The organism is Arenimonas sp., from assembly GCF_044353605.1.
Classification (GTDB): domain Bacteria; phylum Pseudomonadota; class Gammaproteobacteria; order Xanthomonadales; family Xanthomonadaceae; genus Arenimonas.
This window is the reverse complement of sequence record NZ_JBILBO010000007.1, coordinates 40,679-57,802: the sequence shown is the minus strand read 5'-3', so window position 1 is coordinate 57,802 and position 17,124 is coordinate 40,679. Positions and strand designations below refer to the sequence as shown.

The window sequence follows — 17,124 nt, the reverse complement described above, 5'->3', positions numbered from 1 at the left end:
GAATGGCGGAATGATTCGATTCCTCGCTGCACTGCTGTTACCGCTTTCTGCCGTCGCCACGCCGGCGGCCATTGAACCCTGGCCGCTTCCGGCAGGTACCGCGGCGGCGCAGCCGAGCCTAAGCCATGGCGCGAATGGGGCCGTGAATCTGAGCTGGATCGAGCGCAGCGGCAACGGCCATCGGCTTAAATTCGCACGTTTTGCCAATGCCCGTTGGTCCGCAACACGCACCATTGCCGAAGGCGACAACTGGTTCGTGAACTGGGCCGACTTTCCGAGCACGACGCAATTGCCGGACGGCACGCTGTGGGCCCACAATCTGGTGAAATCCGCCAAAGGCACTTATGCCTACGATGTCGTGCTGTACCGCTCAACCGACGGCGGCATCACGTGGTCGGCACCGATCCGCGTCAATGACGACGGCACCCCGACCGAGCACGGCTTCGCCGCCCTTTGGCCGTGGTCGAAAAATGAATTGGCCATCGCCTGGCTGGATGGCCGCAATACCGGCGCGGCACAGTCCCATGACGCGCATGCCGGACATGGCGATACCGCTGGAAATATGATGACGCTGCGCGCGGCGGTCTACGACGGCAAGGGCCGTAAAACCGCCGAATGGCCGCTCGATGCAAGCACCTGCGACTGCTGCCAGACCGATGCCGCGGTGACCGCAAAAGGTCCGGTGATCATCTACCGAGACCGCGACCCGCAGGAAATCCGCGATATCTATGTGACGCGCCATGTCGATGGCCGATGGCAGACGCCGAAGCCCGTCGCCGCCGATCAGTGGTTGATGCCCGCCTGTCCGGTGAACGGCCCGGCCATTGCCGCACACGGTTCATCACTGTGGGCGGCATGGTACACGGGCAGCGGCAATACACCGAAAATCCGTCTGGCCTACTCCGGCAACAGTGGCGGCGCATTCCTGCCGGCGCGAACCATCCGCACAGGACCCGCCGTGCTGGGACGCGTCGATCTGGCGGCGGATGCCGGCGGCGCCTGGCTGCTGTGGTCCGAGGAAAGCGCCGCACAGACCCTCTGGTTGAATCGGCTTGCAAGAAGTGCCAGCCCCGTCGGAAATCCGATACTGCTAGCGACACTCAAAGGTCGTGGGCGCGGCACCGGCTTTGCACGCATGCAACAGACCGCGCATGGGCTGTATGTGGTCTGGACCGATGTCATCGATGGCAAGCCCGTGCTGCGTGGTGCACGCGTCAAATAAGGGTTCCGGATTGAATTCCGGACGCCATCGCGCTATGGTAGAGGCATTCACCGCAGCCAACGACAGGAGTCGCCCGTGGCCTACCAATACCAGACCGTCTGGAAACAAATCACCCCGGAACTGATCACCGAGCTGACCGATTTCTGGGTCCGCGAAAACGCCCTGCCGAAAGGCGCACAACCCGCCCGGCGCGCCGAACAGGTGGTGATCGTCATGCGCGATGATGCCGACGGCAGCATCGTGGCAGTGAGCTCGGTCATCGCCCGCGTGGTCCCGCGTCTGCGCCAGGTTCTGTATTACTACCGCACCTTCTGCGCCGAGAAGCACCGCCGCAACAACACCAGCATCCCGATCATGCAGGCCACCCAGACGGCCCTGCGCGACTACAACCTCGGTCTGCCGAAGCCGGAAGCCATCGGCATCATCGTCGAAATCGAAAGCACCTACATCAACCAGCGCTATCCGGAAGCATTCTGGCCTGCCACCATGTTCAGCTTCATCGGCTACTCGCCGCGCGGCCTGCCGGTACGGGTGCATTATTTCACCGATTTCAAGCTGCAACCGCCAGTGCGCATCGCACGAGCACAGGGACGTGCCGCAGGCGCTGCGCCGGCAGGCAGACCGCGACGCCGAACGAACTGATTTGCCATTATGAAAAACCCCCGCTTCGGCGGGGGTTTTTCATGGCGGTGGAAACCTTATTTCTTTGAAGCCTGTTGGTTCATCTTCAAGACGAACTCCACATACTCAGGGAAATCTATTTTCTGGTCCTTGTTCTTGTCGTAATCGCCGAACTTCGGTTTCGGATCCTTGGCCGCCTTCACGCCCGGCAGGGCATTGAACTCGACCAGCTCCAGGGTCTTGTTGCCGTTCTTGTCGGCTTCCTGGAAAATTTGGCGCAATCGTCGCATCAGTATTTCCTGCTGGCGCTGGGCAACCACGCCGTACTTGAACTCGTCGTAGCTGAGCTGCTTGTTGTTATCCTTGTCGAGCGCGGCGAACATCTTGTCGATGCCCTGCTCGATGTTGCCGCCGGTTCCGGCGGCCGGCTTGCTGGCGGCCGGTTTTGCGGGCGCAGGCTTGGTCTGGGCATTCGCCGCGGCGAAGCCGAGAACGGACAGCATCACAAACGCTTTCAGTGTATTTTTCATGGTGTGGCATTCTCCGTAGCTGGAATATCGGATTCAAACGTGATGAGTTCGCGTATTTCGCCGGTGCGCAGACCGACCATCATCGGATTGCGGACACCCGGCAGGAAGCTGATATCGAAAATCTCGCTGATATCGCCGTCGAAGCGGACCCATTGCAGGACATCGCCGCTGGTGAGCGAGACGATCTGCACGCCGCACCAGGGTTCGGCATCGCGCTTCTTCAGTTCGTCATCGAGGTCGAGACCCGAAAACCGGCCGTTGCGAGGCTTGGACAAGCCGACCGCGGCCACGTTCCCGATCATCGACAGCCCGCGCAGGAAGCCCGGACAGAAAGTAAACGGCACAAAGGATTTGGTCTCGAAATCGACCCAACCCAGATAGCCGGTACCGGCGTTCAGCACCCACAGCTTGCCGTTGTGCCAGCGCGGTGAATGCGGCATCGACAGACCCTCACAGACGATTTCGTCGGTTTCGATATCGATGACCACGCCGCCGTCACGGCGGCGGTCGCGCCAGCCGTCCACGGAATCGCTCTTGCAGACCGCGGTAACGTACTTGGGTTCGCCGTCCTTCATGGCCAGACCATTGAGGTGGCAGCGGTCTTCCGGCGCCAGCTTGCTGATGAACGACGGCTTCCAGATGGCGCGGAAGCTGTGCACCAGGTCAAGCTCGGCAAGACAGGAATACTTGGTGTTGACGAACACGACCTTGCCGTTGTTGCGGATGCCGAGCTCGTGGATGTCGAGATCACCGATGGTCTGCGCATTGCGCGGCACATAGCAGCGGTCGAACACCTTATGGATGACCTGGTTCTTGCGCAGCACGTTCTCGAAGCGCCAGAGCTGGTAGAGTCCGCCGAGATAGATGCGCTGGCGGTTGCCGACCACGCCCATGGCGCGCTCGAAGATGCGTTCAAAGAAGGACACCCGGCCGTTCGGATCGCTGCCGATCAGATACAGACGGCCGGTCTGATAGGAAGTGACTGCCAGGGAAATGGAATGACTGGCCAGCCAAGCACCGAAACCGCGCGAGCAGCTTTTCTCGACCTTCAGCTTGGTGATGTCTTTCGGTTTCGCCGGTTCGGCAGCACCATCGGCGCTTTCGGCCACGGTCTGGATCTGCGGCTGCGCCGCCGGTGATTCGCTATTCTGCAGGGTTTCTTCGGCGGGCGTCGCAGCCTGATCGGGTGTGTCGGATTCGTTTTTCGGGGTCTTCTTCTTGCTCAAGTCCTTCTCCATCTTCCATAGATTTGCCGGTGTATGCCGACTCAATTTCATTCTAACAGCTGCGGTCCCTTCGCGTAAAAAAAAGCCGGCTTGCGCCGGCTTTTTTCGTTGTTGCAGGACTTACCAGCTGAAACGGACGCTGACCTGGCCGCCGAACACGCTTTCATACGCGCCGCCGTCTTTCCAGTTCAGACCGCCGCTGAACAGCATGTTGCCGTACTTGACGGTCGCGCCGCCTTCGAACAGGGTGCTGTTGCCGCTGGTGTCCACGTTGCCGGTCAGCACGCCGCCGATGGTGTAGTCATTGCTGGCGTTGCTTTCGTTGAGGTAGCTCAGCGAGGCGTAAGGCGTCCAGGAATTGCCGTTGCCGGAATCCATGGTCTTGCGCAGCGAGACGCCCAGACGGGTCTGCGAGGACTTGCCGTCATCCAGAGCGAATCCGCCCTGGTTGTAATCGACGCTGTCCAGATCGACGTCCATGCTGCTGTACTGGAACTGCGGTTCGACCACCAGGCCCGAGGAGGTCTTGAAGCCGTAGCCCATTTCCAGACTGTAGCCGTCGGCCTTGCCGTCGAAGCTGAAGTCATCGCCGCCGCCGTTGCCGTTGCCGTCGAAGTCCATCGAACGGTAAGACAGGTCGGCGTAGAAGCCATTACCCGGGGTGTAGGTCAGGTAGCCACCGATGGTTTTCGCATCGATGCTGGTGCGGCCGCCGATGGTCGGTTTCAGGCTACCGTCGGACACGCCGCCGAGCAGACCAGCCGTCCATTGGCTGTTGAAGGCATAGCCTGCACCGAACTCGATACCCGAGTTCTTCATGTCGAAGCTTTGTGCGCCGCCCAGACCGAAGTTGTCACGGCCACCATCCGGATTCAGGCCACCGTCTTCGGTGAAGGCCCGCAGCCACAGACCGGCCGCGCCTTGGTAGTCGGCCACCTGGGCGTTGCCGCCGGTGGCGTTCTTGAAGCCGGCATTCATCAGGCTGTTGCTGCTGCCGCCGGACTTGAGGTCGCGCACAGTGCCTTCACGCTGGAACACGGTGCCCACGCCCAGGTGCCAGAGGTTCTGCACGGTCGGGGCGATGGAGCTCATGGCCACGCCGGTCGGGGTCAAACCGCTGATCTCGAAGCCGAGCGAGAACAGATCGTTGGTGCCGCTGTAGTTGATCTGCTTGACCAATTCATAATCGACGGTATACAGGCTGTCGTCTTCGACATCGACGATGCCCAGGTTGAAGTTGGCGGCGGCACTGGTGCCGGAGACATAGACGATGTCGATCAACTCGCCGTCCACCATATCCTGCAGGCTCGGGTTCTGATTCAGATAGACATCGATCACGTTGGCGGTGCTGCTGACCACATCCCCTTCGATGTACAGACGGTCGGCCAGCATGCTGGTACCGTTGGCATCGACCACGATGTGGCCGGTACCGGCGAAGTCACCGAAGATGGTCAGAACATCGTTGGCGGCACCGTCTTCGAAGTGCAGGGAAGCGCCGTTGTTGGTGAACACCGAGGTGGCGTTGCCCATATCGATGTAGTTTTCGTCACCGTTGACGTAGATCTTGCCGTTATTCAGGAAGCTGTTGACGGTGGTGGCAGAACCCAAATCGATAAAGGAGTCTTCCATATAGATTTTGCCGGTGCTGCTGTTGACGATGTCGTCGTTTCCGCTGAAGAAGCCAGAATAGTAGTTGGTACCCTGGGTGGCATACCACTTGCCGTTGTTGGTGAAAGTGTCGTTGCCGAAATCGGTATAAACCACACCGAAGATCTTGCCGGTGGTGGTGTTGATGATGTCGACATCGGTACCGACATGGTAAATGGCATGGGCATCGCCGATAGCATTGGAAGTGGCCTTCACGCTGCCGGAGTTGGTGATGGTGGTTTCGGTGCCGTAGTCGTTCTGGGTGTAGATGCCGACCGAGAGCCCGCCATTGGTCGCATTGGCCAGGATGGTGCCCGAGTTGCTGACACTCATGTCGCTGCCATAGTAGCTATAGGCTCTGATGCCCACCGCATCGCCGCCGCTGCCGGTGCTGTTGACGGTGATGGTGCTGCTGCTGGCAATGGTGATATCGCCGTAGCCTTCGTGCTGGGCATACAGGCCGACCGCATAGTTGCCGATGCCCGATGCACTGACCGTGATATCGCCACTGCTGGTGATGCTCAGGGTGCCGTCGCCATCGGTTTCGACGTAGGCGCCGTAAGCATCGCCGTCGTTACCGACCACGGTGATCTTGCCGGCATTGTTCAGGGTGACGTCGTAGCCGTAGCTGTTCGACTGCACGCTGATGCCGGTGGCGCTGTCGCCGGTGGCGCGGACATGGCCCGCGGCACTGTTGGTGACGCTGGCGTTTCCGCCGTTGGCGTAGGCATAGATGCCGACTGCATATTCAGCTGCAGTAACGGTGATGGCCGCGCTATTGGTGACGCTCGAGGTACCGTCGCCGGTTTCGGCGTAGATGCCACTCGCGTTTCCAGACGAGCTGCTGACGGTCACGGCGCCGGAGTTACTGACGCTGACATTGCCGTAATCGCTGTACAGATGGATGCCTTCGGCATCGTTGACGGCGGTAACCGTCAAGCTGCCGGCGTTGGTGACGCTGATGTTGCCGGAATAGCTGATCGCATTGATGCCGATCGTGCCATAATCGCCACCGCCGATCACGTTGATACTCGAGCCGGCAGCCGTGGTGATTACGGTATCGCCGTACATGTTATCAACATCAATGCCGGTGTTGTTCCAGCTACCGCCGCGGACGGTAATCGCGCCGGCGTTACCGACGGTCACATCGCCGTACTTGTTGTCGACCTCAATCCCGTAGGCATCGTAGCCGCCGGTGTTGTTGACGCTGATGAGGCCGCCGGCCAGGTTGCTGACGGTGACATCGCCGTATTTGTTGTAGGCAGCGATGCCGGTGCTGCGGAACGGGGCGTTGCCCACGAGGATATCGCCGGCATTGCTGATGGTGATATCGCCGTACTTCGACCGGGCTAGGATGCCGGCCGCAGAGCCTTGGTATTCGTCGGCAATAACTACCTCAATGTTTCCGGTAGCGGTGTTGCTGATGCTGATGTCGCCGTGTTCGTTATAGACCGTGACGCCCGAGGCATAAAGGCCGTATTGCGTCTGTACTTCAATGTTGCCGCTGTTGGTGACTGAAGCCAGCTCACCGTAGTTGCCATCCCCCATGTCGACGCCGATACCGACTGCGCTCTCGGCATAGGAATAGACGGCGATCGAACCGGAGTTGTTGACCGTGACCGGCATGCTGCCCTGGCCCGGAATGGTGTAGCTGGCAACGCTAACGAAGTTTTGACCGTAATAAGCATCATAGATGTAGTTTCCGTAGACATCATTGCAGGGTGTTGCCGCCGGGCAGTAGTCAAGCTGAGCCCCAACGATAGTATTGCCTGCGTCCACTCCCACGAAAATACCGGCCGCGGTGCCATAACTCGTAACCAACATGAGGCCAGCGTTGATGACTTCCACGCTTCCACCATCATTAAGATTGCCACTCATTTCGGCATACACGCCGACACCCGCTGCGGAACCGTAAGCCGAAGACACTTCGATAGTGCCGTTGGCGGTATTGGTGACCGTGATGTCGCCGTAGCCGGCATTTTCAGCATAAGCGCCGATACCGATGGCGGAACTGCTGCCACCGGTGGTAACGGTCAGATCGCCGTTGTTGGTGATATTGGTATTGGTTTCGAAACCGTAAGTCTCGGTTTGGATACCGTAGGCCGAGCCGTAAGAGGCGGCCACGGTGATCTCACCGTTGTTGGTGACGGAAACCAGCGTGTCGCCGCGGATGTCATCCACTTCGACGCCCCAGGCATCGGAATCGACACCGGTGGCGGTGACAGTGAAGCTGCCGTTGTTGGTGATGGTCACATCGGCGTCATGTAAGCCGCCGCCGTGGGTCCAGATGCCGTTGGCATTGCTGCTATACCCGGTGGTGCCGACAGTCACGGTGCCGTTGTTGGTGATGGCGGTGATGCTGCCGTAGTTATCGGAATCATCGTTTTCGACTTCGATGCCAACCGCGAAGCTTTGGTTGCCGGAGGCATTGACGGTAATGCTGCCGTATTGGCCATTGGTGACCGTAATGGCACTGCCGTCATCGCTGTAGGCGAAAATGCCCTGCGCATCGGCACTGTAGCCGCTGGTGCTGGCGATGATGCTGGCAGTATTGGTAACCGTGATATCGCCTTGGTTCTCGGTGCCGGCGTAAATGCCGTAGGCATCGCCGTAATCGCCCGTTGCCGTCGCCGTGATGCTGCCGCTGTTGGTGACCGTGACATTGCCGCTGCCATCGGCATAGGCATAGATGCCGTGAACATCGCCGGAATTGCCGTTGGTCTGGGCATTTATGACACCAGCATTGGTCACGGTGATATTGCCGCTGCCCTCGGCGTAGGCGAAGATGCCATAAGCTTCATCGTCCGAGGATTCGGCGTACAGCTTGCCGGTGGCGGTGTTGGTGATGCTGATGTCGCCGTCGCCCTCGGCAATGGCATAGATAGCCTGGGCATCGTCATACGATTCGGCGCGGACGGTGCCGGCGTTGGTGATCAGGATGTCGCCGTCACCATTGTTCTCGGCCTTGATGCCGTAGGAATCAGCTTCTTCGCCGGTGTAATTGGCGGTGGCCGTGATCAGGGCGCCGTAACCGTTGGTGATAGTGATGTTGGCTGTGGACATGGAATCGTTGATTTCGGCATTGATGCCATAGGCATAGCCGTAATCGGAAGCACTGGCATTGATCACGCCGCCGTTACCGTTGGCATCGGTGTTGTTACTGATGGTGATGGCGCCGGTATCGGAGTTGGCGTTGATGCCGATGCTGCTGTAGTAGCCTTCTGCGATCACGGAGCCGGTGTTGGTGACGGTGATGGTGCCATCACTGTAATTGCCTGTTTCGGCATTAATTCCGAAGGCGGAGTCGTAAGCCGACTCGGCAACCACATAACCGCTGTTGGTGACGCTGATATTGCCGTAATCGGAGAACGCATCGATACCGGTGGCGTCGCCATTGTAGGCGCTGGCCGCAACCACGCCGCCGTAGCCATCGGCCGAAGATGCATTGGTGACGCTGATGTCGCCGCTGTAGGTATCGGCAGAAATGCCGGTGGCACCGTAATAGCCTTCGGCGATGACATAGGCGCCGGTGTTGCTGACGGTGATGGTACCGTCTGCGCCGGTCTGGGCCTGGATACCGACGGCATCGCCGTCTTCGGCAATCGCATAAATGACACCCTCGAGAGCATATTTCAAAGCGGCTGTACCGCCGGTATTGCTGATGGTGATGTCGCCGTAGTTCGAGAACGCCTGCACGCCAGCGGCGTTGTCGTACTTGGAAACTGCCGCAATGAAGCCGGTGTTGGTGACGGTGATGTCGCCGTCGGCGGCATACGCAGCCAACGGACCCATCATGTCGTTTTCATTGGCCTCGGCGCGGATGCCGATGGCATCGCCGTAGTTGTCGTTAATCGAGAACACAATGCCGCCGTTGTTCACGTTCACGCTGCCGTCGAAGGCTTCGGCATAGATGCCGATGGTGGTCGAGAAGCTGGTGCCGTAGCCGCTGTTATCGGCCGAGACGGCAGTGATTACCGAGTATTTGTTGCTGTTGGTGACGCTGACATTGCCGTAATTGGAGCTGGCCTGCACACCGACAACCTGGCCGCCGTCTTCGTTGTAGGCAAGAATTCCCGCAAATTGATCCTCGGTACCGGTATTGGTGACGGTGATATCGCCGTTGACAAGGACACCGACACCGAATGCATCGCCGAGGCTGTTGCTGCCGACTTCGCTGTACCGACCGGCCGAAATCACACCGGTATTGGTCACGGTGGCGGTGCCGCCTTCGCTGTACTTGCCGGCTCCGATGATTAAGACGCCGGCGTTGGTACCGCTGCCGTTCACGGCATAAATTTCGCCGGAGTTGGTGACAGTGGTGTCATTGCTGAAACCGATGGCATACACGCCCGCTGCGCTCGAGCCGAAGATCGGGTTTTCAGCGATTACACCGATGGTTCCGGAGTTGGTGATGTCCACGGTGTTGAGGTATTTGCTGAAAGTACCGATGCCAGCTGCATTTTCGGAGGTGCTGTAAATATCGCCGGCATTGCTGACGGTGATATCGCCCATTTCAGCACGCACGGCAATACCGAACGAATCATCATTGCCATCGCTCAGGAGGGTGCCGTATTGGCTGTTGGTCACGCTCACGTCGCCAGCATTGGCATACACGGCAATGCCGGATGCGAAACCATTCACGGCGTAGCTGTCGATGGTGCCGGAATTGCTGACGGTGACATCGCCGTAGCCGGACTGCTCCACGCGGATGCCATAGGCGTCACCGCCGGCGTCGGTTTCGATCAGGCCACCATTGGTGATATCGACCGTCTGGTTGTTGTAAGCCTGAACATCCATGCCGTAAGCCTGATCGTCGGCCTGCACATTGATTTCGCTGGTGCTGCCGGTGGTAATGGTGGTGTCGCCACCGAACACACGGATACCGAAGGCACTGTAGTCATCGGATGCGGCGGCGATGTCGCCATTGTTGGTGATATTTACCGTGCCGGCGCCATAGACGCCCAAGGCTACGGCAGTGCCGTTGAAATTGGCTTCGGCGCCGAAGTCACCGGTCAGGGTATTGGTGATGCTGACGACGCCGTCATTATAGGAAAGGGCCTGCAGACCGGCGCTGAAGCCGCCGTCGTTTTCAGAAGCGATGAAGCCGCTGTTGGTGATGGTGATGTCCTGTGCCGCCTCAACCCGGGCACCGACCGTGAAGCTCGAGAAATTGTTGCCGCTGTTTTCAACGGCGGCGATCACGCCGGTATTGTCAAACGTCACATCACCCTGGAAAGACTCGGCATAAACGCCGACCCTGTTGTAACTATTAGTCTGATAGACGTTGTCATTGACAATCACGAAGCCATCATTGACGAAGGCCAAATCGGCATCGTTCCAGACCACCATGCCCGCGGTATTGTCGGTGTAGATGGAGCCATCCATTTCGACAGTGGCCGGATCGAAGGTGTCATCGACCGACAATTCGTTCCAGGAATCCAGAGTGTCATCACCGAAGTCACCGAAGCAGAACACGTCGTTGATGACGCTAATGCAGGTGCCCGCCTGTGCTGCCGGCGCAACAACCGCCGTGGCCAAGCCCAGTGCAAGCGCGCGTCGCAGCGCTTTGACGGTCTGGCTGACTTTATAGGTGCGGTTCAGGTTAAAGCGGGCTTTAGACTTGCGTGTCATGGGTAATCCCTCGGTAAAAAAATGAATTCGGTTGAATATGAATAATCGTGTGGTGCGCTTCAGAAACTACAGCGGAATTGTGACCAATTCGTTGACATGCCTGAAAAACACCACGGAAATTTTGCCGGCACCCACCCCGCATAAACGGGGGAACGGGTACTTTGCCCGTACATTGAACACTTGATGAATGGCCACGTCAACATATTTGTGAACTAATTCACAGATTTCCATAAAAACCGCGTCAAATAAGGGTTTTTCTTATGGATAATGACTCGGGGCCAACCGGGCTCTGCTTTGATTAAGGTCAAAAAATAAGTGGAACTTTTTTCGAAACCCCTGCAAAAAAATGTGACTTAGGTCTCATTTATGCCGATTTTTGCGCAAGAATCCGCCAACGCACGGCCTGGGCATTGCCCGGCGCACCGGGCACATCGGCCACCGGCGCATCAGCCGGTGGCGGAGAAAAATGCCGGAGTACGAAACCGGCGGCATCGAAGGGCGCCCGCAGTTGGTCCGCATCGGCAATCAGATGCGTCTGATGGTGGGCACCATACAGCCAGGCGCTGTGCCGCGCGAGCCCTGCATCCACGCCCAATGCCGCGCCGTGCAGCGCGGCCAAACGTTCGGCCTTGTCCTGCAAGGCCTCTACTTCATCCGCGGGATAACGGGTGATCAGTGCGGTTTCATCCGGCCGTACCCGCTGTGCGGTAATGAGCGCGCCGCCGGGCTTGAGCAGGGCATGCCACTGCCGGACCAGCTGCAAGCGCTGGGCGGCATCGAAAAAGGTCAGGAACGAGTGGGTGCAGATCAGATCGTAGGCCTCAGCCCCTTCTCTATAATTGAGAATATCGGCCTGCACGGTGCGGATCGGCAGGCCGGCGCGTTCGGCATATTGGCGGCACAGCGCCAGTGGCGTCGGGCAGCAGTCGAGCACGGTGATGTCCAGGCCGTCGGGGGCGGCATCACGGCAGGCGGCGATGCGCGCCAGCATGCCGGCATCGGCGGTTCCGGACACCAGAATTCGCCGGGCCCCGCCAGAAATGGCGGCCCGCAGCTGCGGCAGCAGGAAATCGTCATCCGATTTCAGGCTGATGAACACCCCCAAACCCTTCAGCACCGGCCAGCTGGCGTGGTACCAACGGCAGTCGCCGAACGGGTTGCCGGCGCACAGCGTTGGCGCTTCCGCCAAGACCAGAGCAATGGCTTCCCGCGGGTATTCAACGACCCCGCTCATGGCGCCGCCTCGGGAATGGCGCAAATGGCGGCGAAATACTTGCCACCGGGCGAGCGCGGAATGCTGTCCATATAAGTGAAGGCAAGCCGGGTTTCCGGACCAAATTCTTCACTGAAGCGCGCGCGGATGCGGGCCTCGAACGGCGCAAGATCCGGCACGCCACGCGGCACCGCACGGATGGTGAATTGATGGATCTGCTCCTGCACCACCTGGAACTGGCGGATTTCCGGGGAATCCCGGAAGCTGGACGACAAACTGGTGAACAGCATCTGGCTGCCATCGGCACGGCGCAACAGACCGCGCATCTTGCCGGCGATGCGGGTGATGGCCGGCAGGCCGATGCGGCCGCAGTCGCACACCGCGTTCTCGGCCAGATCGCCGAGCGCATAGCGGATCAGACTGCTGTGTTGGTTGAAATAGTCGGTCACCACCACCTGCCCGGGCACGCCCGGCGGGCAGGCGCGGCCTTCGGCATCGAGAATCTCGACCCCGAGCTTGTGCGCCATGATGTGGTAGTTGTCCGGCCGGTGCGGACAACGAACGGCGATCATGCCGAGCTCGACCGAACTGTAGGTGACGATTGGCAAGGCATTGGGAAAGACCTGCCGGATCAGATCGTCCATATGATCATCGTAGGCTTCCGACATGGCGGTGACCCGGCGGATGAATGGCAGGGACTCGCCGCGCTCGATCAGATGCCGGCACAGGCGCTCGAGATTGGTCGGGTAGGAAATCAGCGAGACCGCGCCACGGCGCGCATGTTGGTCCTTGATGAAAGCGAGCTGGTCGTCCAGCGGAGAATCAACCTCCAGCGTATGGTCGTTGGCGGCATGCGTGGCCAAGGCCACGATTTTTAGATGCACCAGGCGGCCGCCGTACCAGTCCATCAGCCGCTGGGTGTCTTCGGCTTCCATCCGGTGCCGCGCCTCCTGCCAGGACACCCGCACCGGCATGGAGGTGGAACCCGAGGTATGACCGCGTGCCGGATGGCCATTCAACAGCAGATCATTGTGTTCCTGCACCATGGCCCGGGTGATGATTGGCAGCGGCCGGGTGATGTCGGCATGGAAGCGTCGGTAAAACGGGTGATGGGTATGTGCCCACTGCACAATACGCACGAAATGCCGCGCGGCATAGGGCCGTTCGCGGAAGCTTTCCGGAATCCAGACCGCACTCATGCCGGATCCTTCAGGCCGACGAACTCCATGTATTTGCCGCCCGGCAAACGCGGAATATCGGTGCACCAGTCGAACGCCAGTTCGGTCGTGGCACCGAAATGCCGGGTGAACAATTCCTGCATGTGACGCTCGAACGCAGTGGTTTCGGCACCCTCACGGGCAATCACCCGCAGCAGGAAACGCGCGGGGGCTTGCTGGATGACCTGATACTGGCGGACCTCGGCGGAATCCCGGATGTGCGGTGACAGTTCGGTACTGAACACATAATGGCCATCGGGATGGCGCAGCAGGCCGCGCTGCTTGCCGAGCAGTCGGGTCAATGCCGGCAGATCGATTTGGCCGCAATCGCAGCGCACCGGCGCCGCCAGATCGCCGATGGCGTAGCGGATGAACGGCATCGCACGGTTGACGTAGTCGGTGATCACAATCTGGCCGACTTCGCCCTCGGCGCAGGGCCGGCCGTCGGCATTCAGGAATTCGACGCCGAGCTTGTGCGCCATGATGTGGTAGTTGTCCGGATTGTGCGGACAGCGGCCGGCAATCATGCCGGTCTCGGTACAGGAATAGGTGGCGGCGATGCGGGCATTCGGAAACGCCTCGGCAATGCAGGCTTCCTGGCTCGACTCGAACAGCTCCGACATGCACACCAGCCGCTCCAGCCCGGGAACCGTCTGTCCACTCTGTTTTAAATGCACGGCCAGCTGCACCAGATTGGTGGGATAGCTGATCAAGGACCGTGCACCGTACCGGTGGATGCGCTCGTTCAAAAACGCGAGCTGCTGCGTTACCGGACTGGCGACTTCGAAACTGTTGTCCTTTTTTTCATGCGCACTCAAGGCCACGATTTTCGCGTGTGGCAGCACGCCGCCGAACCAGCCGGCATAGCTGAGGTTGTCCTTGTGATCCAGGCGGCTGCGCGGCGCACCCCAATGCACGCGTACCGGAACCGAGGTCGCGCCGGAGGTTTTGCCGGTGACCGCCTGGCCGTTCAGCAGCTCATCGTTGTGGGCTTGCAGGATTTCGCGGGTCAGCAGCGGCGGCACACCGCCCTCGGCATGGAAATGCCGGTAAAACGGCGAATGCACGCGGGCCCATTGCGCGATTTGCCGGAAATGGCGTTCGGCATAGGGTCGGCCGCGGAAAGATTCGGGAATGTCGAGGTCGGACATGGCGGCCATCAGGAATTTATTCCATCATCTGCAATGGCGCCGGCAAAAGCAAGCGGGGCATCCGCTACAATATCCAGATGATTCGGAACGCCCCTGAGCGCACCACGAAAGCCAGCGCCTATTGGCAATTGATCCGCGGCGACCGTCCGGTCGGTACGCTACTGCTCCTGTGGCCGACATTATGGGCGCTGTGGCTAGCTGCTGAAGGGTTTCCGCCGCCGGAACTGCTGCTGATCTTCGTCGCCGGCGTCTGGCTTACGCGCTCTGCCGGCTGCATCATCAATGACTATGCCGACCGCTGGCTCGATCCACAGGTCGAGCGGACCCGTCAGCGACCCTTGGCGCGCGGCGCACTGAGCGGCCGTGAGGCACTGACGGCGTTTGTGCTGATGATGTTGGTCGCATTTGGACTGGTGCTGTTGACCAATAAACTCACCATTGGGCTCAGTCTAGTCGGCGCAGTACTGGCCGCAACTTACCCGTATTTGAAGCGGCACACCTATTTTCCGCAGGTGTATCTGGGTATCGCCTTCGGCTGGGGCATTCCAATGGCCTTCGCGGCGGTGCAGGGTCGGATTCCGCAAGGTGCCTGGCTGCTGTTTCTGGCCAACCTGCTATGGACCACGGCCTACGACACCTGGTATGCCATGGTCGACCGCGAGGATGACTTGAAAGCCGGCGCCAAATCACTGGCGATTTTCCTCGGTGACATGGATCTGCTCGCCATCGGCCTGATGCAGGCGGGCTTTTTGACCAGCCTGGCACTGCTCGGCCAGCAGTACCATTTCGGCCTGCCGTATTTCATCTGTGTCGCGATGGCCGGCGTGGTGATTCTGTGGCAATTCAAAATCGCCGCCCTGCGCCACCGGGAAGACTGCTTCCGTGCGTTCCTGAGCAATCAATGGGTCGGCCTGCTGGTGTTCATCGGTTTCGTGTTGACGCTGATTTAAGTCACCCGTGCCAAACACCAGACGTCCACGCGCTGCACCCCCGCAGCCAACAGTGCCTCACGGGCCGCGCGACATGTGGCACCGGTGGTGAACACATCATCGACCAAGGCCACATGCGGTGGCAATGGCATTTCAGCCCGGAAAGCACCCTGCACATTGGGCTCGCGCTCGGCAGAGTTCAATGCGGACTGCACCGCGGTTTCGCGATGGCGAATCAGCGCTGCCGGCAGCACCGGCAGGCCGCGCCGGCGACCCCAATATCGGGCCAACTCCAGCGACTGATTGAATCCGCGATGGCGCAGCCGACGGATATGCAAGGGCACCGGCACCAACGCCATCGGCCGGCTGTCTTCGAAGGCCGGCTCGCACAGGCGTGCCAACAATCGGCCGGAGCCGAGCTGGCCATGGAATTTGAAATGCCGGATCAGGCCATCGACTGGATTGCCGTAATCGAAACCCGCCAGCACCAGGCCTTCCCCGAACAGCTTGGGTGGCGGCCGGCAGGGCAAGGCCCGATGGCAGAGCAGGCACAGGTCCCACTCCGGCAGACCGGGATTGCCGCACAGTCGGCAGACCGGAGGAAAAATCCCGTAATTCAGGTGCTTGCAGATTCGGTCAACAAGATTCATTGGCGCAGGGTTGACGGGCTGGGGTATCCTGTACAGGTTCTCGCACCCTGCCCACCGCTACTATCGGAAACTTCCCATGACCGCTGTCATCCGACATGACTACACCCGCGCCGAAGTGCTCGACCTGATGAGCTTGCCGTTCGCCGAATTGATGTACCGTGCCGGCAGCGTGCACCGCGCGCATTTCAATCCGAATCAGGTGCAGGTGTCCACGCTGCTTTCGATCAAAACCGGCGGCTGCCCCGAAGACTGCGCGTATTGCCCGCAGGCAGCACGCTACAACACCGGTCTGAAAGCCCACAAACTGATGGACGTGGACGAAGTGTTGGCCAAGGCCGCGCAGGCCAAAGCCGCCGGCGCCACCCGCTTCTGCATGGGCGCCGCCTGGCGCAGTCCGAAAGACCGCGATCTGGAAAATGTAGCCGCCATGGTTGAAGGAGTCCGGGCGATGGGTCTGGAGGCCTGCGCCACGCTCGGCATGCTCAATGCCGATCAGGCCAAGCGCCTGAAAGAGGCCGGGCTGGACTACTACAATCACAACCTCGATACCGGTCCGGATGAGTACGCCGACATCATCAAAACCCGCGACTACCAGGACCGGTTGGATACCCTTGAAAACGTGCGGGAAGCCGGTCTGAAAACCTGCTGCGGCGGCATCGTCGGTATGGGCGAATCGCGCGAACAGCGCGCCGCCCTGTTGCAGACTCTGGCCAACCTGCCGGAACATCCGGGCTCGGTGCCGATCAACCGCTTGGTGCAGGTGGAAGGCACGCCGCTGCACGGCACCGCCCTGCTGGATCCCTTCGAGTTCGTCCGCACCATCGCCGCCGCCCGCATCCTGATGCCGCAATCGGTAGTGCGTCTGTCGGCCGGACGCGCGGAAATGAGCGAGGAGCTGCAGTCCCTGTGTTTCCTCGCCGGCGCCAATTCCATTTTCTACGGTGAAAAACTGCTGACCACCGGCAATCCGGATGTGGAGGCCGATCAGGCCCTGTTCGCCAAACTCGGGGTTGAAGGCATGGCGGTGATGCAAGAAAGCACGACCGTACATGCCGATGTGCTGCGCCCGGACAGCTGCGCCGCCTGA

General features: G+C 60.0%; 11 protein-coding genes. 4 read left to right on the top strand and 7 right to left on the bottom strand.

Annotated features, from left to right (window positions below; all coding sequences use genetic code 11):
• Positions 1-10 precede the first annotated feature (10 nt).
• Together ACIQ1A_RS05980 and ACIQ1A_RS05975 are read left to right on the top strand one after the other, a co-directional pair.
• Entirely contained in the window at positions 11-1,222 is a 1,212-nt protein-coding gene (locus ACIQ1A_RS05980) for a sialidase family protein (RefSeq protein ID WP_395770160.1), read from the top strand.
• 75 nt (positions 1,223-1,297) lie between these two features.
• Positions 1,298-1,864 carry a hypothetical protein gene (locus ACIQ1A_RS05975; RefSeq protein ID WP_395770159.1) on the top strand — a complete coding sequence of 189 codons (567 nt, stop codon included), beginning with the start codon at positions 1,298-1,300 and terminating at the stop codon, positions 1,862-1,864.
• A gap of 56 nt (positions 1,865-1,920) precedes the next feature.
• Here the strand turns inward: ACIQ1A_RS05975 and ACIQ1A_RS05970 are convergent, their stop codons facing one another.
• The 6 genes from ACIQ1A_RS05970 to ACIQ1A_RS05945 form a co-directional block, all read right to left on the bottom strand.
• Positions 1,921-2,373: an EF-hand domain-containing protein gene (locus ACIQ1A_RS05970; RefSeq protein ID WP_395770158.1), complete on the bottom strand. Its 453-nt coding sequence runs from the start codon at positions 2,371-2,373 to the stop codon at positions 1,921-1,923.
• Complete coding sequence (locus tag ACIQ1A_RS05965) at positions 2,370-3,599, bottom strand: TIGR03032 family protein (RefSeq protein WP_395770157.1); 1,230 nt, start codon at positions 3,597-3,599, stop codon at positions 2,370-2,372. The genes ACIQ1A_RS05970 and ACIQ1A_RS05965 overlap by 4 nt, the downstream gene beginning before the upstream one ends.
• Positions 3,600-3,719: 120 nt before the next feature.
• Complete coding sequence (locus tag ACIQ1A_RS05960; protein ID WP_395770156.1) at positions 3,720-10,877, bottom strand: hypothetical protein; 7,158 nt, start codon at positions 10,875-10,877, stop codon at positions 3,720-3,722.
• Positions 10,878-11,241: 364 nt separating this feature from the next.
• Positions 11,242-12,111, bottom strand: a complete 870-nt coding sequence (locus ACIQ1A_RS05955; RefSeq protein WP_395770155.1) for a class I SAM-dependent methyltransferase — start codon at positions 12,109-12,111, stop codon at positions 11,242-11,244.
• Positions 12,108-13,289, bottom strand: a complete 1,182-nt coding sequence (locus ACIQ1A_RS05950) for a hypothetical protein (RefSeq protein WP_395770154.1) — start codon at positions 13,287-13,289, stop codon at positions 12,108-12,110. Before ACIQ1A_RS05950 ends, ACIQ1A_RS05955 begins: the two co-directional genes overlap by 4 nt.
• Positions 13,286-14,467 (bottom strand): hypothetical protein, encoded by a 1,182-nt coding sequence (locus tag ACIQ1A_RS05945; protein WP_395770153.1) that lies wholly within the window; start codon positions 14,465-14,467, stop codon positions 13,286-13,288. Before ACIQ1A_RS05945 ends, ACIQ1A_RS05950 begins: the two co-directional genes overlap by 4 nt.
• Positions 14,468-14,535: 68 nt before the next feature.
• Here ACIQ1A_RS05945 and ubiA point away from each other — a divergent pair, with 68 nt between their 5' ends.
• A complete protein-coding gene (ubiA, locus tag ACIQ1A_RS05940) occupies positions 14,536-15,408 on the top strand; it encodes a 4-hydroxybenzoate octaprenyltransferase (RefSeq protein WP_395770152.1) in 873 nt (290 codons plus the stop codon).
• Here ubiA and ACIQ1A_RS05935 read toward each other — a convergent pair.
• Entirely contained in the window at positions 15,405-16,037 is a 633-nt protein-coding gene (locus ACIQ1A_RS05935) for a ComF family protein (RefSeq protein WP_395770151.1), read from the bottom strand. The two genes, ubiA and ACIQ1A_RS05935, sit on opposite strands and share 4 nt — an antisense overlap.
• 76 nt (positions 16,038-16,113) lie before the next feature.
• Between ACIQ1A_RS05935 and bioB the strand changes: the two genes are divergently transcribed.
• The gene (gene bioB / locus ACIQ1A_RS05930; protein ID WP_395770150.1) at positions 16,114-17,124 is read left to right on the top strand and encodes a biotin synthase BioB; all 1,011 of its coding nucleotides are present in this window, start codon (positions 16,114-16,116) and stop codon (positions 17,122-17,124) included.

Excerpts from the sequence above, each read along its gene's own strand:
- ACIQ1A_RS05980 (WP_395770160.1), top strand. The coding sequence starts at position 11 with ATGATTCGATTCCTCGCTGCACTGCTGTTACCGCTTTCTGCCGTCGCC.
- ACIQ1A_RS05970 (WP_395770158.1), bottom strand. The coding sequence starts at position 2,373 with ATGAAAAATACACTGAAAGCGTTTGTGATGCTGTCCGTTCTCGGCTTC.
- ACIQ1A_RS05960 (WP_395770156.1), bottom strand. The coding sequence starts at position 10,877 with ATGACACGCAAGTCTAAAGCCCGCTTTAACCTGAACCGCACCTATAAA.
- ACIQ1A_RS05955 (WP_395770155.1), bottom strand. The coding sequence starts at position 12,111 with ATGAGCGGGGTCGTTGAATACCCGCGGGAAGCCATTGCTCTGGTCTTG.
- ACIQ1A_RS05950 (WP_395770154.1), bottom strand. The coding sequence starts at position 13,289 with ATGAGTGCGGTCTGGATTCCGGAAAGCTTCCGCGAACGGCCCTATGCC.
- ACIQ1A_RS05945 (WP_395770153.1), bottom strand. The coding sequence starts at position 14,467 with ATGGCCGCCATGTCCGACCTCGACATTCCCGAATCTTTCCGCGGCCGA.
- ubiA (WP_395770152.1), top strand. The coding sequence starts at position 14,536 with ATGATTCGGAACGCCCCTGAGCGCACCACGAAAGCCAGCGCCTATTGG.
- ACIQ1A_RS05935 (WP_395770151.1), bottom strand. The coding sequence starts at position 16,037 with ATGAATCTTGTTGACCGAATCTGCAAGCACCTGAATTACGGGATTTTT.
- bioB (WP_395770150.1), top strand. The coding sequence starts at position 16,114 with ATGACCGCTGTCATCCGACATGACTACACCCGCGCCGAAGTGCTCGAC.